The 25,072-nt window shown below is 37.8% G+C and carries 19 protein-coding genes; 8 read left to right on the plus strand and 11 right to left on the minus strand.

The features are described from left to right. Positions 1-756, plus strand: coding sequence for an iron ABC transporter ATP-binding protein (locus tag H1225_RS15020; RefSeq protein ID WP_006534486.1), 756 nt, complete (start codon positions 1-3; stop codon positions 754-756). Between the two features lie 64 nt (positions 757-820). On the opposite strand, the gene H1225_RS15025 is transcribed toward H1225_RS15020, so the two are convergent. Continuing rightward, the gene (locus H1225_RS15025) at positions 821-1,375 is read right to left on the minus strand and encodes a TetR/AcrR family transcriptional regulator (RefSeq protein WP_161723969.1); all 555 of its coding nucleotides are present in this window, start codon (positions 1,373-1,375) and stop codon (positions 821-823) included. An 86-nt stretch (positions 1,376-1,461) separates the two neighbouring features. On the opposite strand from H1225_RS15025, the gene H1225_RS15030 reads away from it, so the two are divergent. Further along, a complete protein-coding gene (locus tag H1225_RS15030; RefSeq protein WP_239739216.1) occupies positions 1,462-2,985 on the plus strand; it encodes an MFS transporter in 1,524 nt (507 codons plus the stop codon). Positions 2,986-3,046: 61 nt separating this feature from the next. On the opposite strand, the gene H1225_RS15035 is transcribed toward H1225_RS15030, so the two are convergent. From H1225_RS15035 to H1225_RS15050, 4 genes are all read right to left on the minus strand, one after another. Continuing rightward, positions 3,047-4,558, minus strand: a complete 1,512-nt coding sequence (locus H1225_RS15035) for a basic amino acid/polyamine antiporter (RefSeq protein ID WP_161706738.1) — start codon at positions 4,556-4,558, stop codon at positions 3,047-3,049. Between the two features lie 83 nt (positions 4,559-4,641). Then, positions 4,642-7,014, minus strand: coding sequence for an Orn/Lys/Arg family decarboxylase (locus tag H1225_RS15040; RefSeq protein ID WP_161738178.1), 2,373 nt, complete (start codon positions 7,012-7,014; stop codon positions 4,642-4,644). Between the two features lie 89 nt (positions 7,015-7,103). Next, complete coding sequence (locus tag H1225_RS15045) at positions 7,104-8,564, minus strand: basic amino acid/polyamine antiporter (protein WP_006534477.1); 1,461 nt, start codon at positions 8,562-8,564, stop codon at positions 7,104-7,106. 502 nt (positions 8,565-9,066) lie between these two features. Beyond that, a complete protein-coding gene (locus H1225_RS15050) occupies positions 9,067-9,852 on the minus strand; it encodes an AraC family transcriptional regulator (protein WP_239739218.1) in 786 nt (261 codons plus the stop codon). Between the two features lie 447 nt (positions 9,853-10,299). On the opposite strand from H1225_RS15050, the gene H1225_RS15055 reads away from it, so the two are divergent. Genes H1225_RS15055 through H1225_RS15065 form a run of 3 tightly spaced genes read left to right on the plus strand, consistent with a single transcriptional unit; the run spans position 10,300 to position 14,254 of the window. Further along, complete coding sequence (locus H1225_RS15055; RefSeq protein ID WP_115065693.1) at positions 10,300-12,720, plus strand: DMSO/selenate family reductase complex A subunit; 2,421 nt, start codon at positions 10,300-10,302, stop codon at positions 12,718-12,720. Further along, positions 12,717-13,358 (plus strand): DMSO/selenate family reductase complex B subunit, encoded by a 642-nt coding sequence (locus tag H1225_RS15060; protein ID WP_109848031.1) that lies wholly within the window; start codon positions 12,717-12,719, stop codon positions 13,356-13,358. Before H1225_RS15055 ends, H1225_RS15060 begins: the two co-directional genes overlap by 4 nt. Beyond that, complete coding sequence (locus tag H1225_RS15065; RefSeq protein WP_161670850.1) at positions 13,355-14,254, plus strand: dimethyl sulfoxide reductase anchor subunit family protein; 900 nt, start codon at positions 13,355-13,357, stop codon at positions 14,252-14,254. Before H1225_RS15060 ends, H1225_RS15065 begins: the two co-directional genes overlap by 4 nt. Before the next feature lie 132 nt (positions 14,255-14,386). On the opposite strand, the gene norR is transcribed toward H1225_RS15065, so the two are convergent. Together norR and H1225_RS15075 are read right to left on the minus strand one after the other, a co-directional pair. After that, positions 14,387-15,898, minus strand: coding sequence for a nitric oxide reductase transcriptional regulator NorR (gene norR, locus H1225_RS15070; RefSeq protein ID WP_115065694.1), 1,512 nt, complete (start codon positions 15,896-15,898; stop codon positions 14,387-14,389). Between the two features lie 224 nt (positions 15,899-16,122). Then, complete coding sequence (locus H1225_RS15075; RefSeq protein WP_161748164.1) at positions 16,123-18,330, minus strand: extracellular solute-binding protein; 2,208 nt, start codon at positions 18,328-18,330, stop codon at positions 16,123-16,125. A 345-nt stretch (positions 18,331-18,675) separates the two neighbouring features. Between H1225_RS15075 and H1225_RS15080 the strand changes: the two genes are divergently transcribed. The 3 genes from H1225_RS15080 to H1225_RS15090 are packed head-to-tail and all read left to right on the plus strand — an operon-like array spanning position 18,676 to position 21,511. Beyond that, entirely contained in the window at positions 18,676-19,497 is an 822-nt protein-coding gene (locus H1225_RS15080) for an MBL fold metallo-hydrolase (protein ID WP_006534465.1), read from the plus strand. A 13-nt stretch (positions 19,498-19,510) separates the two neighbouring features. Continuing rightward, positions 19,511-20,758, plus strand: coding sequence for an MFS transporter (locus tag H1225_RS15085; protein WP_239739220.1), 1,248 nt, complete (start codon positions 19,511-19,513; stop codon positions 20,756-20,758). Between the two features lie 39 nt (positions 20,759-20,797). Continuing rightward, complete coding sequence (locus tag H1225_RS15090) at positions 20,798-21,511, plus strand: MgtC/SapB family protein (RefSeq protein WP_161669705.1); 714 nt, start codon at positions 20,798-20,800, stop codon at positions 21,509-21,511. 47 nt (positions 21,512-21,558) lie between these two features. Here H1225_RS15090 and H1225_RS15095 read toward each other — a convergent pair whose 3' ends face one another. The 4 genes from H1225_RS15095 to nanQ all read right to left on the minus strand — a co-directional run bounded on the left by H1225_RS15095 (position 21,559) and on the right by nanQ (position 25,072). Next, a complete protein-coding gene (locus H1225_RS15095) occupies positions 21,559-22,275 on the minus strand; it encodes a hypothetical protein (RefSeq protein ID WP_161723950.1) in 717 nt (238 codons plus the stop codon). 179 nt (positions 22,276-22,454) lie between these two features. Then, a complete protein-coding gene (locus tag H1225_RS15100; protein ID WP_072064991.1) occupies positions 22,455-23,345 on the minus strand; it encodes a dihydrodipicolinate synthase family protein in 891 nt (296 codons plus the stop codon). A 175-nt stretch (positions 23,346-23,520) separates the two neighbouring features. Further along, positions 23,521-24,408: a MurR/RpiR family transcriptional regulator gene (locus tag H1225_RS15105; protein WP_006534458.1), complete on the minus strand. Its 888-nt coding sequence runs from the start codon at positions 24,406-24,408 to the stop codon at positions 23,521-23,523. A 190-nt stretch (positions 24,409-24,598) separates the two neighbouring features. Beyond that, the gene (nanQ, locus tag H1225_RS15110; protein WP_109399172.1) at positions 24,599-25,072 is read right to left on the minus strand and encodes an N-acetylneuraminate anomerase; all 474 of its coding nucleotides are present in this window, start codon (positions 25,070-25,072) and stop codon (positions 24,599-24,601) included.

Here is a 25,072-nt window from a genome sequence, read left to right on the forward strand (position 1 = left end):
ATGATTGAAATCAGTAAGATATCAAAGCATTATCAAGATATAACCGTTCTCGATAATATTACAACAACCATTCAACGTGGCGGTATTACTTCGATCATTGGTCCTAATGGCGCGGGTAAATCCACACTACTTTCTGTTATTGGGCGTTTATTGCTTCCTGAAAGTGGCATGGTCAGTGTTAATGGTATGGATGTTGCGGCAACAGATAGTGATGTGCTGGCAAAAAACCTCTCAATACTGCGCCAAGAAAACCAGTTCGTCAGCCGTTTAACCGTAGAAGAATTAGTTGGCTTTGGGCGTTATCCTTACAGCAAAGGGCGGTTAACACTCGACGATAAAAAAGTCATTGATGAGTCATTAGCCTTTTTAAATTTGACTGAATTTCGTCATCGCTATCTAGATGAGTTATCAGGCGGACAACGTCAACGTACCTATGTTGCGATGGTGCTATGCCAAGATACAGAATATGTCATGCTTGATGAACCACTGAATAATCTTGATATGAAACATGCGGTAATCATGATGAAACTTCTGCGAAAAGCCGCAGATGAATTAGGAAAAACCATTATTATCGTTATTCATGATATTAATTTTGCTTCAGTCTATTCAGACTATATTTTAGCCATGCGTAATGGACAGCTGTATTATCATGGTTCACCAAAAGAGATCATGAAAGCCGATATTATCGAGGATATTTTCGATACCCCCGTTGACGTTAAAGAGCTCGATAATAAACTCATTGCTATGTATTACTAATTCCATTTAGCCATATTGTCTTCAATAAAAAGCATGTTGTTTTTATTATTAGCAACATGCTTTTTTATTGTTTTTTCTCTTGTTCAAGCAACTCTGAATCAATATCTTCAAAGATAGATTGCCATTCGTTATCATCAATATCCATTAGTCCAAAATAACGCAATAAAAAGGTGCCTTCTGTCGCTAAAAATGCCAATCGTGCACGTTTTCCAACCTCCGTTGTTGTATCTAATCCCGCCAATCGCTGTTGATACCACTCTTTGGTACTTTGTAGATACTCAGGCGTCTGTAACAATGCCGCCATCAAACTCGCACCTTTGGCAAAAGCGACTTTGTCATGATTATGGGTCGCATGAATATGTGCAGCAACACGATTTTCTGGCGAGTTATCGTTTTCAACACTCTTTTGAAACTGCGCTTCATAGTGACCTTCCCAGTGTTCAAACATGGCATCAATCATCGCCTCTTTACTGCTAAAACAGTATTGAACACCCCCTTTAGAGATCCCCATTTTTTTTGCAACAGTATCAATCGTCAGTGCGGCAGCACCTTGTTCCATAACGATATCGAAGATCGCTTCTAATAATTTTTCTCTATCAATCGTTCTTTGCCGTCCCATAAAAAAACCTCTTTTCAATACGACCGTATGGATTTATATTGTAGCCGTTAGTAAAAATAATACACATAAAAATAACTGAGATTTCTATGATAAAAGATTATAAACGTTGGATAGTACTACTTTTGGTATCGAGTATGCTGTTTCTCATTGTTGTTGATGTCACAGTGCTTTATACCGCATTGCCACGTTTAACTCATGATTTAAACGCCAGTGCATCAGAAAAATTATGGATAATGAATGCTTACCCGTTAATTGTTGCTGGATTACTACCTGCAGCGGGTATGCTCACAGACAGGATTGGCCATAAAACACTCTTTATTTGTGGGTTACCGCTATTCGCTCTCGCTTCTTTGTGTGCAGCATTTTCACCCTCCGCAACGACCTTAATTGCCTCTCGTGGTTTTTTAGCAGTTGGAGCCGCAATGAGTATGCCAGCTACGCTGTCGATAGTGCGACAAGTCTTTAGCGACTCGCAAGAACGCGCTATTGCGATTGGCATTTGGTCTGCGGTTGCTTCTGGCGGTGCGGCTTTAGGGCCTTTAATTGGTGGAATGTTGCTTGAACATTTTTGGTGGGGCTCTGTCTTCTTAATTAACGTCCCTATTGTGCTTTTGGTATTACCATTTTCGATTTGGCTTATTCCTAAGTTTGCTGGACATGGTAACCATAAAATTGATTATTTAAGCTCAGTACTGATCCTAATCGGTTTAATCAGCGCTATTTATGCTTTAAAAGAACTAGGAAAACCTTATACACAGTGGAATGAAGTCACTATTACAGGTGTAATTGCGGTAATTTTTCTCACACTATTTACCTTGCGCCAACGTAAACAAACTCACCCGATGATTGATTTTGGGTTATTTAAAAACCGCTTTTTTAGTATCGGGATTTTAATGGCAGTGCTTTCTATGGTGATCATTGTGGGCATTGAATTACTACTTAGCCAGCGTTTACAGCTTGTTGCGGGTTTTACCCCTTTAAATGCAGCATTAGTGATCTTACCTATTCCAATTGGCTCTGTGTTGGCATCCCCTTTAGCGGGCTATTTTTTAACACGACTAGGGGAAATTCGCTTAATTATTGCTGGATTTATGCTTACTTTGATAGGAAATCTGTGGTTAATTGCTGTTTATCAAACAACATCGCCAATGGTGTTAATTGGTAGCTTATTTTTAATCGGCTTTGGTTTAGGTATTATTTTTACCACCGCATCGACATCCATTATGTTAAGTGTCGCTGATAAACAAGCAGGAATGGCGGCCTCCATTGAAGATGTGGCTTATGAGCTAGGGAGCGTGATTGGAGTGACATTTATGGGCAGTTTGATGAGTACAGTGTACACCTTAAAACTCGTACTACCTGATTCATTAGCTATCAATGATGCAGCCTATGACAGTTTAGATGAGGCTCTTATTGTGGCAGAAAAATTACCAAATGATGTGGCTTCTCTTGTGATATCTCAAGCAAATTTAGCCTTTGAAAATGCCTTTTTTGTTGTATTAATTGCCACGGCTATTATGACTGCATTAAGTTTATTCTTTTTGCCTTATTGTTTACGTCATACTGTAAGAAAAAAAACAATTAACCATAATTCACTATTAGATAAATAGTATAAATAACCTCACGCATCACCATGGTACGTGAGGTTATTGATTGCAATATGAGAGAATATTAAAGCGTGATAATTCCTTTCATCAGTAAACCGATAACTATCACATCAAGTAGTAATAAAATAACGAGATAAAGCGTCTCTTTTTTCTGAAAAATAGGTTTATTATCGTGTTTCTCTTTACGTGACCAAATAAAAACAGGCAGTCCACATGTCAATAAAATTGGGACTAATGCAACATATTGAATTTGGCTTGCATACAAAATAAAGAGGCAGAAAATAACACCTAATACACCACTTAATAAGGCTAATCCTCTTCCTGTTTTTGCATATTGATCATATTGGCGGTTAATACAAATCTTAGTGATATATAACGTTGTAGTGATGTAAGCGGGAACAACCATTAATGCGCTAATGTTATACATGGTATTCCATGCATTATTTGAGAAATAAACCAATAACATCGCTGCTTGCATCACAATACTGCTCACCCATAGAGATGTATTTGCGGCTTGGTTTTTATTGGTGCGTGCAAAGGCTTTAGGAAATGCACCTTTTTGCCCTGCGACCATCGGAATTTCTGCACATAACATTGTCCATGCTAACCATCCCGCTAAAACTGAAATAATCAGCCCGACATTCATTAACCAGTCCCCCCAATTACCAACAACTTTGGCTAATACACCCGCAGTTGATGGATTACTTAATTGAGACAGTTGTGGTTGTGGCATAATGCCAAAAGGTAAGATGGATAATAAAATATAAATAATTAATGCTAATAAAAAGCCTAATAAGGTTGCTTTACCAACATCTTTTTTATTTTTTGCTCTACCAGATAAAACGACAGCACCTTCAACACCAATAAATGCCCATAGGGTTACTGTCATCGGTGCCAGTATTTGGGACATTAATGACACTGGCTCTGCCTTATTATCCACCGTACTCATAATTTGTGGTGATGTACCCCAGAAGTTACTAAATAACTGGTAATAATCATTCAGTACACCCAGAATAATAACAAATAAAATCAATGGCACTAATTTAGCAATGGTTCCGAGTGTATTAACAAAGCCCGCAACTTTCGTTCCTGATAACACTAAAAAGTTATAGCCCCAAATTAAAATGGAACCACAAATAATGGAATTTAAATTATTGCCATCGGTAAATACACCGGGGAAAAACTGATCGAATGCATCCATCAAGATAACAGCGAAAGCCACATTACCAAATGCGGTCATTAACCAATATCCCCATGCAACATTAAATCCAATAAAAGACCCAAACCCTTCTTGTGCGTACATATAGACACCAGCTTGAAGATCAGGTCGTAAATCAGATAATAAGCGAAACGCATTAGCAATAAAGTAAATACCAATACCCGCAATAATCCATGCGATCAAAACCGGCCCTATCGCTGAACTTGCCGCCGTATTTTGTGGCAAGCTAAACACACCACCGCCTAACATAGAGCCCACAACAATTGCAATCAGGGCAAATAAACCCAACTTTGCACCATTATCACTCGCCGCGGGGGGGGTATTCTTTGACGATGTGGTTTCTGATTTGTTTGCCATAAAAACCTCTTACCTTAAGATAATAATATCTGGCGCCTAATCCCACGCCAGATATTTTCATCGCATCATAATGTTGTCATTAATTACTGACGGCCTTTTTTAATTGCTGACACACGGCGTTTGAATTTCACATGTGAAGGTAATTCTTTCGCAATGCGTTCATCTTCAACAATCGCTCTTACCCAAAAATCACCCTTCTCATCGACATTGATCCCTTGTATTTCATGCTCAAACCCTGGAAATGCCTTATCAAAAATTTGTAAGGCTTTTAGGTAACCAATAATACCTTGATCTCCTTTAGGTAAGCGTTCACCAGGCATAAGAACAGGAATTCCCGGCGGATAAGGAACTAACATACTCGCCGAAATACGACCTGAAAAATCATCTAAAGGGATATGTTCTGCTTTATAGCGAACGACTTTTTGATAAGCCTCCGCTGGTGACATGACAGGTTCTGGATCACTATTTACTGCATCATTAATATGTTTCATTAAATCAAGCTCATCCATCTTTTCATGCATAGATTGGCAGAGTTGTTTTAATGTCATTTTTGCATATTGAGGAGAGATTTCTTTTAATGAGGGAATAGCATCTATCGCTAACGCATCGGAATCATAGAGCTTTTTAAAGGTCAGTAAACTTTCTAATAACGTTCCCCATTTACCTTTAGTTACCCCTACAGAAAAGAGGATTAAAACGGTATAGTCCCCCGTTCTTGCAATTTCAATACGCCGATCGTCCAAGAATTTAGTAATGACATAACCTGGGATACCCATCTTTTGATATTGACCATCGGCAGTAATACCAGGGCAGGTAATTGTTACTTTAACAGGGTCTAACATACTGTCGGTATCAGCAATATCTTCATCAGAAAAACCATGCCATTTATCACCGATTTTTAATGTCCAACAATCAGACTCTTGGCTTAACAAATCGAGAGGTGCTTGCTCAAAGCTGTGATTTTCGCCAGTTTTCGGATCACGTACTTGAGTTGGCTGTAATACATCAAAGAACCAATCAGAATCACCATTTTGCTCTTTTAATTGGCGTTTGACAGAAACGACGGCCTTACGAAATGCAATGGCTTCTTCTATCGATTCTTGTACTAAAGAATAACCAGATTCCCCTTTCATCATTCCGACTGCAACATCAATGGAAGCAATAATAGGATAATAAGGTGAAGTGGTGCCATGCATCATAAATGAGTCATTAAAGTCATCGAAATTTAACGGCGCTCGTTCGCTTTTTTTCACGTGGATCATTGATGCCATAGAGAGTGATGGCAACATTTTATGTGTTGATTGCACGGCAAAAAGGGTAGGACAATTAGGAATATCTTCAGATACATCCATCGCAAAACGATTTTTATATAAAGGATGGAAACGCGCATAAGCATACCATGCTTCATCAAAATGAATTCGAGGTACGCTGGTTGCTAAATTTTTCACCACATCATTTACGTTGTAACAAAAACCATCATAAGTACAGTTTGTCACAACAGCATAAGTCGGTTCAGGGCTGATAGCACCTTCGGCTAGCGGACTCTCTTTTATCAGTTTGCTAATACTGGCTTGTGTTAAGCGTTTGGTTGGGATCGGACCAATTAAACCGTAGCCATTTCGTGTAGGTTTTAAATAAACAGGACGTCCTTGTGAAAGTGTTAAGCCATGATTCAATGATTTATGGCAGTTTCTATCCACAACAACAATCTCGTCTGCCCCAATAGCGCCTTGTGCCACAATACGATTGGAGCCGGATGAACCTGAAACACCATAAAATGTCCAATCAGCGCCAAATAGTTCTGCTGCTATTTCTTCTGATGTTTTTGAAGGCCCCGCATGAATAAGGTAATCCCCCATTTCAGCCGTTGCGACACCAATATCAGCACGCATCATATTTTCACCAAAGAAATTGATGAACTCAATACCAATAGGATGTTTCAAATAAGCCATACCGCCCATATGTCCTGGGCAATCCCAATAATAATCACCATCCTCAGTGAAATCTTTTAATGTTTTAAAATATGGAGGTAAAAGGCTCTCTGCATAGCGATGAATTAAAGTATAAATACGATTAGCTGTAAATGTTGCGGTTTCTGAATAGAGATAGATATATTCACTTACTTCTTTAAGAATATTAATAGAAACATTATCGGTAATATTCTCTTCAGACAGTAGAATAATAGGGGTCGTTGGATTTCTTTTTCTAAATAATGAAATAAAGGCTTCACTCTCTATATTCATTTTTGGATTGTTTTTATCCCAGAAAATACCTACCGCACTGTATTTAGGGCTCTCTTTTATATATTTAATCCCATGATCAATATTATCTGCAATTTGAGCGATAAAACCACGCTCTGTAATTGCATGTTTTAATGATCCTAATGCTTGTTTTGCAGGGCTATCTTCTTTTAGTCCCGCAGATGAGACAAATAATACATGATGATTAAACTTCATAGACACCTCCATAGGTATCAATATTGATTGATATTGCCATTATCTGATTCATTTCATTGAAAAAATTTCAATTAATAATTATGCAATAATTAAAATTCAATATAATTATTGAGATATAGAAAAATCGTCAATACGTCCAGTAAGATAATAAAAACAAATAAAATACGCTCTGTTGGATTAAATAGCGTCTTCTGCTCTTGATATCTCGACCAAATAAAAAGGGGAATACCTAATGTCAGTAAAATAGGCACCATCGCTAAATATTTAATTTCACAAGCATAAAACATAAACAAGCAGAACATTAATCCAATAAATCCACTAATTAAAGCAGAAGCCTTACCTTTATTGGCATATTTTGAAAAGTCACCCGACAAACAAAGCTGTAATAAATAAGCTGATGTTGCCAAATAAGCAGGTAGAACCATTAATGCAGAAATAGCTAACATTGTTAGCCAAGCATCATTAGAAAAATAAGCAACAAAGACAACCAATTGCATAAATAGGCTACTCACCCACAGAGAGGTAGAGGCAGCGCCATTTTTATTTTTTACTGAAAATGCTTTAGGAAAAGTACCATTTTGAGCCGCTACCATAGGTATTTCAGCACAAATCATCGTCCAAGCTAGCCAACTGGTTAATACGGACACTAATACGCCGATATTAATTAACCACTCCCCCCAATCCCCAACAACAGTTTTTAATATTCCGGCTGTTGATGGTGTTGGTATTATGCTTAATGCTTTTTGCGGTAAAACACCAAAAGGTAATACTGAAATAAAAATACAAATAATCAGTGAGACAATAAACCCTATCAATGTTGCTTTGCCCACATCTTTTTTATTGCGCGCTCGACCAGATAGCGCAACCGCACCTTCGACACCGATAAAACACCACAGAGCAACATCTAAAGGCGCTAAAATTTGTGCAGGAATAGGCCCTAAATTATCAGCTGAAATAGGTGCTGAATTTCCCCAAAAATTATTAGTTAGCTCTTCATAATTCAAGAAGTAAACCAGTATAAACACGAAAATACTTAAAGGAATTAACTTCGCAAACGTACCAATAATATTAATCGCACCCGCCAATTTCGTGCCGGATAAAACAAGGTAATTAAATCCCCAAATAAGAATAGAAGCACCGATAATAGAGGGAATATTATTTCCGCCTTTAAAATCACCAGGTAAGAAATAATTTAAGGTATCCATCACCATAATAGCAAAAGCAACATTGCTAAAAATGGTCATTAACCAATAACCCCAAGCAACAATAAAAGCAACAAAAGCACCAAATCCTTCACGAGCATACATATAAATACCTGATTGAAGATCAGGTCGAATATCTGAAAGCACCATAAAGATCCGGGCAATAAAATACATACCAAAACCGCAAATTAGCCAAGCAATAATGACTGGACCAATTTCAGATGTTGCTGCCATATTTTGCGGTAATCCATCAACACCACTACCTATCATTGAGCTGATTACGATGGCAATCAACGCAAGTAGTCCTATCTTCTGGCCTGTATTATTATTTGAATTGCCTTTTGACATATTCTTAACCCTATTGTAACGACTTCTGTATTAACATGATGAGCTAATGAATGAGTATAGTAGAATATAAAAATCATACACTCCAAACTATTACGATAATTGTAACTTATTATGTCTAAATGAAAAAAACATGACTTAAATATTAATGGGTTTTAATATTTAATCACCTAAAGAAAATAAATAACAATAGATCCCTTTCAATAGATAAGAATCAAAAATTAAGTGTTTAAAATTTTATACATATAACAACCATCTTCATGAAAAGTAAAAAGATATATTTTTCATCATCAGATAATAATTATATTCATATAAAACGAACATTAAAAGTATTTGTTATTTTATATATATCAATCAACTAGTTAAATATAAATTTAGTATACTTTCCTTTTATTAAGATAGTAATAAATACGTAATTCACATATAAGGTAAATCTTAAAAAGAATTATTCTTTATTTAAAATATTGGAAAGAATCTTAAAAAGAATAGTAATTGAAATTAAATATTAAAAACGATCTAATTTCAGCCCATCCGCACTAAAATGAGAAGGCGATTGTCCCATCTGTTTTTTAAACATTGTCGAGAATGAGCCCGCGCTGTTATAACCTAAATCAAAGGCAACTTCAGTAATACCGCGCCCAGATAAAATTTGTGTTAATGAATTCAATAAACAGACTTGTTGTCGCCATTGTGAAAATGACATTCCTGTTTGTTTGCGGAAAAAACGGCTAAAAGAGCGCTCACTTTTATGTAATTTATCTGCCCACTGTTGCGGTAAAGAATCTATTTTTGGGTTACGAATAAAATCACGACATAATTGAGCTAATTTACTGTCTTGTGGAATAGGCGCAAAAAACGGTAACGGTTTTGCTTTTGCTAACTCACATAAGATTAACTGCATTAAAAAACCATCTCGCCCTTTTTTATCATATTCTGCAGGCACATCGACAGCTTCAAGCAATAGTTGGCGAAAAAGCGGTGAAACACTGACAACTTCACACTGTTTACTGTGCCGAGGTGCAGCTGAAGGCTCAATATAAAGGCTGCGAGTGCTTACATCTAACATACGCGTTTCATGCCCAGTCTGCGGAGGTATCCACACACCACAAGACGGTGGAATAATCCACTCACCATCATCTGTACTCACTTCAATTAAACCCGTAGCAGGGTATAAAAATTGCGCTCGACGATGTTGATGTGTTTCTAACAGCGTATTGGGCAAATAGTCTGTACCCAGCGCAATAACATCTCGGTCAAGTGAATCAACGCTTTTTAACGGTACATTTCTCACAGTCTAGGTTACCCTTTTTTTATTTTCGTCCTTTTTAATATAACAGTTCTCACGCACTCTACACACTGGCAAATAATGAGTTATATAATTAAAATCGCTATATGTTTTAATAAATAACGAAGATATTTTATGTGAAATTTCAACCTTCTTGATATCTATTAAATAAACTTCGTTAACAATCAAAAAACGCGCTTTTAACACCCTTAGTAAATAGGCTGAAATTCAAATGTCATTGTCTGGTTTTAGAATGTTGGCAAAAGATTAATCAACTACTATCCCTCTCGCAGAGGTTAATTCAAGCATTCTGCAATTATCTATGCATTCAATAATAATGCAGCGGATACCAGACATTCCCTTTATTCATAGCCTAGAAAAATCACGCACGTTCTTTATATCAAGTATCGGGTATATCGGGGTCCGCCTATTATGTTTAAGGTAGAGTTCATTATGAGCAATCAGTCCGATCACGATCATGATACAAAGAGCATTCTCAACGATGTTAGCCGCCGTCACTTTATTCAAGCGAGCTCAGCATTAGTCACCCTTCCTTTTCTCGCATCAAACTCCTTTGCTGCGACAACCGATAACGCTATCCCAGTAAAATCAATAACGACCGAAGAGGGTGAACGGGTTGTTTCAACTTGCAGTAGCTTTGACTGTGGCGGTAAATGTGATATTCGAGCCCACGTAAAGGATGGCAAAGTCACCCGTATTAGCACACGTCCCGATGCTGATCTAGATGAAGAGATGCCTATTATGCGTGCCTGCGTTCGAGGTCGCGGTTATCGAAAATTTGTCTATCATCCAGACCGTTTAAAATACCCAATGAAACGCGTTGGCAAACGTGGCGAAGGCAAATTTGAACGGATCACGTGGGAAGAAGCGACCACTCTTATTGCGCAAAATATGCAGCGTATTAACCAACAATATGGCCCCGCATCACGCTTTGTCAGCTTAAGTACAGGTGTGACTGGCGGTATTTTCTCGGGTGCGAATATGTTACGTCGCCTGTTTAATATCACAGGGGGTTTTCTAGAAAACTATCACTCCGTTAGTAATGGAAATACCCTTGCAGTCACCCCTTATACTTACGGTACAGCTGCTAGTGGTAGCACACTTGATACATTAGAAAACACCCCTCTTGTGATTTTATGGGGCCATAACCCTAACGAAACGATTTTTGGTCACTCAAACCATTTCTTCCAAAAAATGAAGAAAAATGGCACTAAGTTTATTGTTGTTGATCCTCGTTATTCTGATACCGCCTCTTCTTTAGCTGATCAATGGATCCCATTATTACCAACAACGGATAACGCCATGATGGATGCGATGATGTATGTCATCGTCAGTGAGAACCTTCACGATCAAGCATTTATCGATAAATACACTATTGGCTTTGACGAACACCAAATGCCAGAAGGTGTAGGTAAAAATGAATCTTTAGTTGCCTATTTGATGGGTAAAAAAGATGGCATTAAGAAAACACCTGAATGGGCAGAACCTATCACTAAAGTGCCTGCTGATACTATCCGCCAATTAGCCCGTGAATATGCATCGACAAAACCGGCAGCATTGATGCAAGGTTGGGGGCCTCAGCGCCATATTTGTGGTGAACGGACGGCACGTGGTGCAACATTACTTGCAACGATCACCGGTAATGTGGGGGTTCGAGGTGGTTGGGCTGCCGGCTATGGTATGGCTTTAAACTCTGAATTGCGTAAAACCATCGCAGGGCCAAGCCTATTAACCAACCCAGTAAAAGCGAAAATTAATATCACCAACTGGGTGCAAGCGTGTGAAGACAAAAATTTAGTCACACCACAAAATGGGTTACTGAACGCCGAGAAACTTGATACTGAAATCAAGATGATTTTCTCAATGGCGGGTAACTACATGACAAACCAAAATACCGATATTCTTCATGCTGCTAAAGTCCTTGAAGATGAATCAAAGGTAGAATTTATCGTCTGTAGTGATCTGTATCTGACACCAAGTGCAAAATATGCCGATATTTTACTACCTGAAACCAGCTTTTTAGAACGCTGGAACATCGGTGGTACATGGAGTTATGGCGACTACATTATTCTTTCTGAAAAAGTGATTGAACCTGAATTTGAACGTCGTACTGACTACGATTGGTTACGTGAAGTTGCAGATAAATTAGGCGTTGGTGAACAATTTAGCGAAGGCAAAGAGACTGATCGCGATTGGATTGAATATTTAGTCGATGACGCCAGTGTGAAACGTCCTGAAGACGGCATTCCAACCTTTAAAGAGCTATTGGTTAAACGCCGTCATCTATTAAAACATCGTCCTCATACTCAAAATGTAGCGTTTGAGAAAAATATCCAAGATATCGAGAATAACCCATTCCCAACACCATCAGGCAAAATTGAGATTTTCTCTAAACGCTTATATGACATGAATAATGTCGATATTCCGGCGCTCTCTCATTACGTACCCGCTATTGAAGGCCCTGAAGATACGCTAACGGATAAATTCCCGTTACAACTTATCACATGGAAAGGGCGTAATCGCGCAAACTCAACGCAGTTTGCCAACCCTTGGTTACAAGAAGTACAACGCCAAGAACTCTGGTTAAACCCGTTAGATGCCCAAGATAGAAACATCAAAGAGGGCGAGAAAGTCAAAGTGTATAACGATCGTGGAGTAACGATGGTGCCCGTCAAATTAACACAACGAATTATGCCTGGCGTCGTGGCCTTGCAAGCAGGAGCTTGGTGGCAACCTGATGCAAAAGGCATAGATCAAGGTGGATGTGCCAATGTATTAACATCATCCCGTAGCACCGCAATGGCACACGGCAATGCTCACCAAACATTATTGGTCGAGGTAGCAAAAGTATGAGTCAATTTATCGTTTATCCCGCTGTGAGCAACAAACAGTTAGGATTTTATATCGACAGCGCTCGCTGTTCAGGTTGCAAAGCGTGTCAGGTTGCTTGTAAAGATAAAAACAACCTTGATGTCGGACGCAAATTTCGCCGTGTCTATGAAATCACTGGCGGGGGTTATACCCGTAATTCGAAAGGTGCGCTGATCAATAATGTCTTCGCTTACACCTTATCTATCTCTTGTAACCATTGTGACGATCCGATTTGTGTTAAAAACTGCCCAACAACAGCAATGCATAAGCGTAAAGGCGATGGCATTGTCATGGTAGATACCGACAAATGTGTCGGTTGTGGTGCTTGTGCGTGGTCTTGCCCTTATGGCGCGCCACAGATGAACCCAGAAACCAAACAGATGTCAAAATGCGATTTTTGTATCGATTTACAGCAAAAAGGTGAACAACCGGTTTGTGTCGCCACTTGTCCGCTAGGTGCAATCCAATTTGGCCCTATTGATGAACTGCGTGAACGCTATGGCGATTTAGATTATGTCACGGGTTTACCTTCCCCTGAAATAACACATCCCAACCTTGTTATTAACCCACATCAGGGTGCAAACAATGACGGAATTAATAATAAGGGAGAAAGAAAATGAATGAATGGTCATTATTAATCTTCACATTTATGATGAATGCGACCATTGGTCTTGCACTAACAACAGGGCTTTTTGCTCGTCGCCTTTCTCATTATCTCAATGCAGAAAGCTACTATCGCTTTATGCTGTTGACCTTATTTGTTATTTGTGGATTGGCAGGTTTAGGCTCTATCGCTTCAATAACTCACTTAGGTGTGCCATTAAATGCCCCTAATGCCATTAGAAATGTTTTTTCTGCTTGGTTAAGTCGTGAAGTCGCCGTCACTGCTATTTTTGTCGGTTGCCTAGGATTAACCTTTTTATGGCTCTGGCGCACTCGCAAACTCTCAATGCTGTTATTAAGTAGCAGTATTCTGATTGGGTTATTTGATATTTATTGTATGGCATCGATTTATCGCCATACCTCTATTTTGACATGGATGGACCCTAACACTTACATCATGTTCTTCGGCACGATGTTAACACTTGGTGCCGCTATTTTCTTTTTGCTGATCAAAGTATTACAACACGTAGGCAGTAAGTTAGGTATTGAAATACCACAAGACTCATTCCCAATACGCTGGAAATGGCAATTATGGGGAATAATGGCATTTAGCTTAATTGGCCGATTACTGTATCAACCTTTTTATGAGCAATATTTAACTCGCACACTCTATAGCCAAAAATCGGTGACATTCCCGTTATCACCTATTCAAGTGTATTACTCTATTGGCTCGCTACGGACTGCCTGTTGGATCTTAGCCACCTTTGCAGTATTAGCTTGTGGCTATAGTTTAGTGAAATTCCTAACCCCTAAAAATCAAGGTCAATCAACTGAGTCTATTTTTGCACTTGGCTGTGTTATCGCAATTATCGCTGACTTTATGTTGCGCTATGTTTTCTACTCAATTCACTAATTGCAATTGAGTATGGTTGTTTTAAGAAAGTATCAAAATTTATGAGCAGACTCTCTTAATTATTTAAGGTAATTTGGATCACGCACCCAGATTACCTTTTTTCGTTTAGGGCATTCCTTTTTAAAATTATTATTATTTTAGCCCTAAACGTTTTGTCAAACGACGTAAATTAGCCGGATCAAGCGATAATTCTCGTGCCGTTGCCGCCCAATTTTGGTTATTACGTAGTAATGCTTGTTTAATTAAATCTCGTTGAAACTCATCCGTAGCTTCTTTTAAATTTTTGTCCGCTGATGGTAATGATTGTGATATTGGATGAGTAAGATTTTCTGTGCCTAAAGCAAAATGACTAACTTGTAAAATAAGACTGTCTGTCTTATTCCCTGCTCTCGCTAATACGATTGCTCGATGAATAGTATGTTCTAATTCACGCACATTACCCGGCCAAGAATAATGCAATAAATAAAGGCGTAATTCAGGACTAATAATCACTTGTGTAAGATTAAAACGCTGACGATATTGCTCGCAGAAATAACCCACTAATAGCAAAATATCGTCGTCTCTTTCTCGTAATGGCGGAACATGCAAAGGAAAGATACTTAAACGATGGAAAAGATCGGCACGGAAATTTCCCGCCAAGACTTCTTCCCATAAATCACGATTTGTTGCTGCTATTACACGCACATTAACGCGTAAGTTACGATCATCACCAATACGTTGAATATCGCCATATTGTAAAACACGCAGTAATTTTGCTTGGAGTGATAATGATAACTCCCCAATTTCATCAAGAAATAAAGTGCCATTATCTGCCATTTCAAATTTACCACTACGATGGCTAATTGCTCCGGTAAAAGCCCCTTTTACATGCCCAAATAATTCACTTTCTGCCACACTCTCAGGAAGTGCGGCACAATTTAAATAGACTAACGGATTATCTGCACGATTAGACATTTCATGAATGGCTTTTACCACCAGATCTTTACCGGTTCCTGTTTCGCCATTCACTAAAATATTCATATCTGCGGATGCAACAATTTCTATCTCTTTTTTCAGTTGCATCATCGAAGGCGATAAACCAATAATTTCTGTTTTTACTGTGGGCTTAAACGTATTAGTTGGCATAAATAACATATTTTGATTTTCGAGTTGCTCAATCAATAACGCATTATTTAATGCACCAGAAGTTAAGGCCGCAATTAAACGAAGCTCTTCATCACTGAAAGTATCAAACTGATGAGGGTCCATTCCATCAAGTGTTAAAGTGCCAATTAAATCTTGTCCTGCAAATAACGGTAACCCCACACAAGCATGCACTTTTAAATGCTCTCTATCTGGAATAAGGCCATCATAAGGATCGGGCAAATCACTGTCTGCAGGAAAACGCACCACATCCCCTGCTCGCGCTATCGTTTCGAGACGAGGATGCCCTTCTAGTAAAAAACGACGCCCTAATACATCAGGCACGAGGCCATCTATGGCTAATGGGATAAACTGATGAGGCTCGTAGCGAAGCAACGCGGCAGCATCGCAATTTAGCACTTGCCGAAGTGTGGTCACCAGCCGCTGAAATCTATCTTGGTGACCAACATCTTTTTGTAATTCAATGGCAATTTTAGCCAACACATCAACAGAAAAACCCATAAAAACACCTCATAGTCATTATGATTGTTATTATGGTCATTTTGACATGACAAAGATAGTCATATTGACAATATATTAAATAACTATAAAAACAAAAATTATTTTAAAACAATAAGATATTGACCCTAATGTGTTTGTAAAAAGCGATAACGTCGCCAAAAGTGATAAAATGGAAAGTAAATTAATTGCTCGGTCAGAGCAATCATTAGAAAAATCAGTAAACCTTACCGTTCACCTTGTGTATCAATCAATAAACGCTGATTTATATACTCAATAGTCTCGTCTATCGTCATAATATTATTAACGACATTAGTAATACCTTGCCCAATAATAACTTCGGCTTGGCGTAAATTAAATAACTTACCATTAGGCACCGAAGATTCTCGTATTCCTTTATTAATTTCTTGATAAGCTAACGTCATCCATGGATAACGATGGCTAATTTCTTGATTATGGCTAAAATTTTTATGATTACTATTTCCACCTAATAAAATTAGGTGATCCATTACCATTGGGGAATAAAGCCAACGATAAAATTGCTCTGCATATTGTGATTTTTGGCTATAACGTGAAACCCCTAATACCCCACCGCCTAATTGTGGAATACTACCGGGTACAGGTGCAAAACCTGTTTTAGGTAAAATATTGCTATGTGCGACATCGTTAAATAAATTCATATAAGCGATCAGCATAGCAAGATGCCCTTGCTCAAATTGCCTAACCGACTCACTCCACCATTTATTATGAATATTCTCAGTGATCGACAACTGTTTTAAATATTCTTCTAATATTTCGCCGGCTAAAGGCATTTTTAATCTAGGAATATTATCGTTTCCTATTAAACACCCACCTTTGGCGTAATAACGTAATAGATACTCTGTTGCAATCAGCCCCGCACTACCTAATGTTGTTGAAGCCCCCATTGGCCGACTTAATTGCCCTTCTTCATGTTGTTCAGTAAAAAACTGCGTCACATTATCGTATTCTTCAAATGTTGTTGGTACGGTTAACTCATTACCTGTTTTCTCGTAATACATTCTTTTTAAGATAGGATCTTCAAACAAGTCTTTTCGATAAAACAGAAGTTGCGCACTGGCATCAAAAGGCATGGCATAAGCAACATTATTCACTAAACTAAATTTTTGCTGAGTAGGTAGTGAAAAATTATTTAATAAGTCCGTTAATCCATTACCAATCTTATCTAATGGCTGTAATATTCTTTCTGCAAACCAAGGAAAACAGGCCATATCAATACGCAATAAATCATAATAGGGATGCAAATGTAACTGACTTAAAATTTGATAAACTTCATCGTAAGGATGTATCGCTAAATTAACTTTAATCCCTGTTTGACGATAAAAATGAGGTAGCAACTTTTTTAATGCACTGGTTGAAGGGCTAGGTAAAATCAGTAAGTTAAGACTTATATTTACTTTATCCTCACTGATAACCGCGGGTGTTAAAGTATAAAGATGATCACTTTGATTACGCACACAAGTTACATTATTCTCGATAATCTTCTCATCCTCTTCATTTTGAATGAGTGCATCAATCACTTCTAACCCGAGTTGAGCATAATTCATAGGAAAGTAATATAACCCTTTTAATACAGGTGGAATATTGTCGCTCAATGCAAAAATAGGCGGGCAATCATTATGGCTACCAAAATAACTCGCTTGCGTTAAATAACGTGCCTTCTCTATATCTTGAGCAATAAAGATGTCTGGGATTTGCTCCAGAGAAAAGAAATCAAACGCAATTTTATAACTCTCTTCATCTGATGCACAAAGCACCACATTTTTTTTATTGGGAGCAGTCTCTAAAAGTCGATGTTGTAATTGATTGGCAAAGTTTTGATTATTTAAATAATCACTACTCCCCATAAAAATGCCCACTAATTTACCAGGGGTTTTTGCAACCTGTTGGCAAATAGCCTCTGCGGCTTGAGCAAAATCTAGCGTGAAAAATCGTTGAGTATTAAGTGGCTGGCGATAAACAAACGCAACTTGAGAGGGGGGTAATTTTAACGTGTCAAAATAGATATTTGCATCTTTGAGACAACTTACCGTGATCACTTGTTTATAACCACCCGCGGCAATTTTCTGTAATGCCTCTAATTCTGTGGTTTCCAGATCATCCGTTAAAAAAAGATCGTAAGTGACCTCAGGAAAGTGAGCAATAGATTGCCTTAAGGAATTAAAGAAAACCGCATATTTTTCAGAAACTAATTGAGGTAAAAGTATAGCTATTTTATGGCTTTTATTGGTTCTTAACAGTTGAGCTTGTGTATTTAACTGATAGCCCATTTGTTTGGCGGCTTGATACACAGCTTCAATTTTCTCAACACTCACATTCCCACGTTTATTCAATACGTTAGAAACCGTTCCATGAGAGACACCTGCTAGTTTTGCAATATCTTTAATCGTTGCCATTGACCTTTTTCCATCTCAATTTCTGCTTTCACTAGCATACCTGAATTATTTATCGCGACTACTGCTAATTGATTTGAACGTTCCATCTTTAATTTGTTTATAAAACAAGCGTTTGTTACTTATCAAAAATAAATAATTATCAATATCAATTAAAATATATATCAATATTAATCAATGTGATAAGAAATTTAATTTGAATAAGATCACTGATCTGATCTTCATTTATTGGCAAATGAATACCACCATTTTATTATTGGAACGTTCAAATTAATCTATAACTTATAGATAGCCAACACCAGATAATTAATAAAATCATAATAAAACAATAGGATAAGGGGATTTCTTATGAAACTTCATTTTTTAGGGACGGCTGCCTCAGAAGGCATACCCAATCCCTTCTGCCGTTGTGAACACTGTCTGAAAGCAAGAGAACTTGGTGGGAAAGATATCAGAACTCACTCTTCTGCCATTGTCGATGACATTATGTTAATCGACGTATCACCTACATTTAGTTACCAGTTAATGCGTGATGGGATGGATGCAACTAATTTTGAAAGCCTTCTATTCACTCACACGCATCCTGATCATTTCAATGTTGGCGATCTGTTTAGCCGAATGGAAGGTTATGGTTTTGAAATTAACCATCCCCTTCATATTTTTGGTAATGATCGCGCAATTAATGGTTGTATCGAAGTTTTACCTGGTTACAGCAAAGAGCGTTTTGCTTTTCACTGCTTAATTCCTTTTGTTACCGTCGAAAGAAACGGTTATAAAATTACGCCATTACTCGCTAATCATGCGAAATGGGAACTTTGCTATGTTTATCATATTGAGAAAGATGGCAAGGTTATTTTCTATGGCCATGATTCTGGTTGGTTCCCTGAACTAACATGGAAATGGTTAGAAAACAAGCCACTGGATATCGTTGTTTTTGAATGTACTTATGGACTCAATGGTAAAGATCGAACTGATAATCATATGAGCCTAGAAACCGTATTTGCAGCGAAAGAAAAACTGCAACAGCAAGGTTGTTTACATCAAGATACACAAATTGCTGTTTCGCATATTTCACATAGTGGCAAATTGCTTCACCACGAATTAGAAGCTGTTTGTGCTCCTCACAATATCCGCGTTGCCTATGACGGGTTAACGTTAGAAACAAATTAAGAGGAGAACGATGATGGATATGAAAATAACCTCTCGCTTACTGATTATGATGTTTGTGCAATATTTCATGCAAGGCGCATGGAATATGACCATGGGGCTAGTATTAAGTAGCTATGGTATGGCAAGCATTATTGGTAATGCCTACGCTTTATTAGGCGTCGCAACCATTATTTCCCCATTATTTATTGGTATGGTGGCTGACCGTTTCTTTGCTTCACAAAAAGTCATGGGCATCCTTCATTTAATTAATGCCGCTGTCATTATTTGTGTTCCTCAATTTATTGAAGCACAAAACAGTGGCATGACATTATTCTTAATTTTCATTATTGGATTATTGTTTTATCCAACAACTGCGCTTTCAAATAGTATTAGTTTCTCCCATATTAATGGCGTGAAATATTTCCCTATTATTCGTGTATTCGGTACGTTTGGTTTTATGACTATCGGATTTATATTAGGTGAAATGGGCTTCTCTGGTAGTACGATGACTTGGTATATCGCTTCGGCTGTGGGGGTTTTACTCGGTTTCTACTGCTTTACTTTGCCTAATACGCCACCTAAAGCGAAAGGTAAGCCATTCTCTGCTCGTGATGTTTTATGTTTAGATGCACTTTCATTATTTAAAGATCGTTATTTCGCTATCTTAATGTTTAGTATCTTTATTTTAATGATCCCTAAAACAGCTTATTCCGCTTATATTCCGGTATTTATTAAAGCATTAGGTTTTAATAATGCGGCGTCTATTATGCAAATCGGTATAGCCTGTGAAGTGCTGTTTATGTTTGTGTTGTCATTCTTCTTAATGAAGTTTGGCTTCAAAATTACATTACTTTTAGGGGCTGTTAGCTGGATCATTCGCTCAATATTCTTCTCTTATGCAGCGGTAAATACAGAGTTTTATTTTATCGTTATCGGATTAATGTTACAGGGATTATGTTGGGACTTCTTCTTTACCGCTGGTGATATCTATGTTGACCGCAAAGCTAAACCTGAAATCCGCGCTCAAGCACAAGGTCTACGTTTTATTGTCTCTAATGGTTTCGGCTTATTATTTGCTTCCACTATTTGTGGTCAAATCTTTAATTCAACCGTAACAGAAACAGGTGATGCTGCATTACCACAGTGGTCAACATTCTGGATATACCCAGCTATCGTTGCCGCTGTTGTGACAATATTCTTTATCTTCTTCTTTAAAGATGATGTGAGTAAAAAGAAAAATAACGAAGATAAAAAAGTACAAGAAAGTATTGCAACACAATAGTCTTAAAATAAAGGAATGAGCCAACGTTAGGAGCAAACCATGGACGCATTAATTCAGTTTGTTGACAGCATTGGCCCTTTATCACTATCAAGTATCGCTAAATTATTGGCCGCCTTTATTTTGGGCGGCTTTATTGGCTTAGAGCGTGAATCAAAGGGAAAACCTGTCGGTTTTAAAACTTGTGTCATTATTGCCGTTGCCAGTTGTTTATTAACTATTGTTTCTATTCAATCTGCAGAATATTACGCCAATATCTCCGACAACATTCGTAGTGATCCAATGAGATTAGCAGCACAAATTATCAGTGGTGTCGGCTTTCTTGGGGCTGGTGTTATATTGCATCGACGTGATGATGCCATTTCAGGACTGACAACAGCCGCTATCGTATGGGCATCAGCGGGTGTTGGTATTGCTTGTGGCTCAGGTTTTTATTGGCATGCCATGATTGTGACGGTTCTATTTTTTATGGCTATTCAACTTAGCCCACAAGTGGTGTTATTTCAGATGAAAAACCACCGTTTAGGTAAGATAAAAGTGCGTATGTTATTTACTCATGAAAGCGGTGTTCCTCTGTTAATTGAGTATTTAAAAAGCCACAAAGACGTGATTGAAAATCTCACTATTCGCGACATTAAAAAAGAACGCGTTGAAGTGAATTTGAAACTGTTAGTGAGACAAAAAATTACTTTACCTGAATTTTATTGTTCATTAAAACAGCTTGAACATGTTCATTCTGTTTCGTTGGAGCATTAATATATTTAAAAGTAAAAAAGCAAGAAAAGATGAATAACTATTTAATTTTAATAACACCTAAATGGCCATAACTGATTAAATTCCATCGTTAAACCTATCTGTACTTCAGTTGAAAGTGAACCCTTGCTCACTACAAATTTAGGGTGTCGAATAACAATAGGAGTATTAATCGCATTATGTATTAATGATGATCGGTTTTGCTCTAATTCATCATAAAGCTTCTTCATTTCTGCTGATGACGTATTCTCACTTAATCGCCCAAGCGTAATATGAATAATATTTTTATGAAGAGTGTTATCAATAGGGATCTGCTGATAAATCTGCTGCCTGAAGCGTGTTAATTCCTCGGAGATACCCGTTAATATCAAGCTACCATTGGATGTTAGGATAACGTTTTTAAATAAAATTTTGATACTTTTTATTTGATTAAAGATTTTTGCAATCTCATGACACCATGCCAATAATACAGGTCGTTGCAGTTTAAACTGTTCATTTTGTTGATTAAAAATCGTTAATAACGTGGAATGAAATTCTTGTGGCTGAGCAAATTCAATAAATGGAAATTTAAGCTTAAGCTGTTCACAATAAGCCATTAGCTTCTGGCTAAAGGGAATAAAGCTTTCTTCAATTTCAGGCTGACAAATTATTAATTGCCCAGCATTTAAGCTGACATCAATAATATCTTCATCATTAACTTGTCGTTGCCAAGCGTCACCTGTTGCCAATTTTTTGAGTGTTGCTTGTGTCAGGAATTCATATGCCATCCGCGCACCTTAATTAAGAATAAAATAATAACTCATACTTTGGTTTGAGTGACATTTAAAATCAAGCTTTAGAAAGAAGAATAAAAAAGTGGCTTTCTTCTGAAAGCCACAGTCACATCAAAGGGGGAGATGTTGAAAGATGGGTCTATCTACAAAGAACTCAATCAAAGTCAAATCGATTACAGAAAATTAGCCGCTTTAAACTTCGCGAGTGCATCAGCTTTTTGTTCTGCTGTCATTGGGCGTAACGGACGACGGGGATCACCCACATCAATGCCATGCAATTGCATTGCCACTTTTCCTGCTGCAACACCACCGTATTCGACTAATACACGAATAATCGCAATCACTTTATCCATGCAAGCAGTAACACCTTCATGATCACCAGTTTTAAATTTTTCAATAATTTCAAGATATAATGGCGCAGCATAATTATATGTACTGCCGACAGCGCTTAATGCACCACAAGCTAATCCTGCAGGAATAAATTCATCAACACCAAATGGAACATCGTACTTTCCGCCATCTACGCGTAAGCAACGCTGGAATTCATACATATCAGGAGAATTAAATTTCATACCAGATAAATTAGGTATTACTTTACCCGCTACTTGTAGGAATTTTTCCATATCAATACTTAAGCCTGACATGGTGGAGTGATAATAGTAAAAACCTTTAGATGGCGCGCTAGCAGCAGCCAAACGACAATATTCAACAAGATCATCAACATTGCCGGGTTTAAAGAAACAAGGGCCAATAACGGATGTTGCTTTAATATCTAAAGTTTCGGCATGGCGGGCAAGTTCTAGCGTATCAGCAATACTTAATGCACCGGTATGAATAATAAGATCAAGCTTGCCCTGACTTGCCTTAACCCAGCGTTCAGCCACTTTCTTACGTTCTTCAACAGAACAATGAATACCTTCGCCTGTTGTTCCTAATACGTAAGCACCTGTCACACCACTTGTAATCAGGTGTTTTGCTATCTCATCAATGACAGGATAATTAACGCTACCATCTGTTGCAAAAGGCGTATGAGGTGCGGCAATCAGTCCAGAGAGTTTGTTCATGATAACTTCCTTTGGAGGTTAATTTCTTTTGTATTAATCTTATGGAGCTTAACTCTATATTAGGGAGCAATACTTCAGAACGCAATAACGAAATGAGCATTAAAGGAAGAGAAAAATGAAAGTGTGATCTTTAGCCAATTTTCACTAAAAACCACACAATAATGTAGAGATAAACTTATGCGGAATGAGTCTGTTTTAGTGCATTCAATGTTCGTAATTTTTGCTCTTTAACCATGTCAGGTTGAGCTTGGACTAATAGTGTATAAAGAAGATCTAATACAAAGAGTTGTGCTGTTTTTGTACCAATAGAGTCACCTTGCAGTTTCCCTTGTCGGTTACCATTAATTAAATGGTGATCAGCATACTCCATAATTTGTGAGCCTAAATTATGCGTCAATGCAATCGTGCTGGCTCCTGCTTCTTTAGCCAATTTAAGTGCATGAACAGTTTCTGGAGAATTGCCTGAGTGGCTAATTCCAATCGCCACATCACCGGGTTTTAATAATGAAGCTTGCATATACATAAAGTGATTATTTGTCACAGCATCAACACGATAACCAATTCGCATCAGTTTATTTTTTAAATCTTCTGCGGTAATTCCTGAAGAGCCAACACCACAAATAAAAATATAGTTTGCAGATAATAAAGCATTTACAGCACCTTGAACTTGCTTCATATCGAGCAGATTCAAGGTCTCTGATAGTACGTTATTAATCGTTGCTTGAAGTTTTAAACCAATAGTATGGATATCGTCTTGATGGGTTACTTCTGCATCAAGAATAGGTGACTCGTCATTATCAGAGGTCGCCATTTCAATCGCCAAATCCATTTTAAAATCTTGAAACCCTTTATAACCCAATGTACGGCAAAAGCGCACAACAGTCGCTTCACCCGCTTTTGTCGCTTGTGAAAGTTGAGCAATAGAGAGCTGAGTGACTTCTGTAGGATGGAACAGGATATAGTCTGCAATACGCTGTGATACTCGCGTTAGACTATTTTTCATTGCGCCTAGCGTATCAAGTATTTTACCCGGCTTTAATCGGGTCGTTGCCTGTTCTGTCATGGAGATTATCCTTGGTTGCAGAAGATACACGGGAAAAAAATTCTGCCAACAAGAGTACCAATTCCAACAGGTTAAAAAAAGCCTTGCCCATACAATAATGTGATAATAAAAAACGCTTTATTCCTTAATATCATCAGAATACAACTTACTGATACATCAGAAATAAAGCGCTTAATAAAGACCGTAATTGCTAGTCAGTTAATGTGGTGACATCTAGCTTAACAACCACTTTCTTCAGTACATTTACACTCTTTTCAGCCGAAATTCCCGGTTTATGTGGTTCATAAGGCATAAAAACAGCAAACATGTTTGGTGTAAGCGTTAAAGTTTGTTGACCTATTATTGTATCAGTGAGTTGATAATCATCAGTCTCATTATAAGGTGTCACATCTTGAGCTGAACCCTGTATACCAAAATCAATGATCTCTTCGCCACTAAGCAATATTTGAATATCAATATAACGCTGATGCAACTCAGCTCGCTTCTGTTCACGAGGCTGAGTTTCAAACGTCATCACATTCATAAACAGCGTTTCGTCATCAATTTTATAACTACCCGGAGCAAGTGAAGCGGGATCTAGTGCTAATGCTTTTTCCATCGCGTGACGTAACGCGGGATTCATTTCTGGCATTGTAGCCAAATCTGATATGTGTCCAAATATCAT

This window comes from Proteus penneri (assembly GCF_022369495.1).
GTDB classification, from domain to species: Bacteria; Pseudomonadota; Gammaproteobacteria; order Enterobacterales; family Enterobacteriaceae; genus Proteus; species Proteus penneri.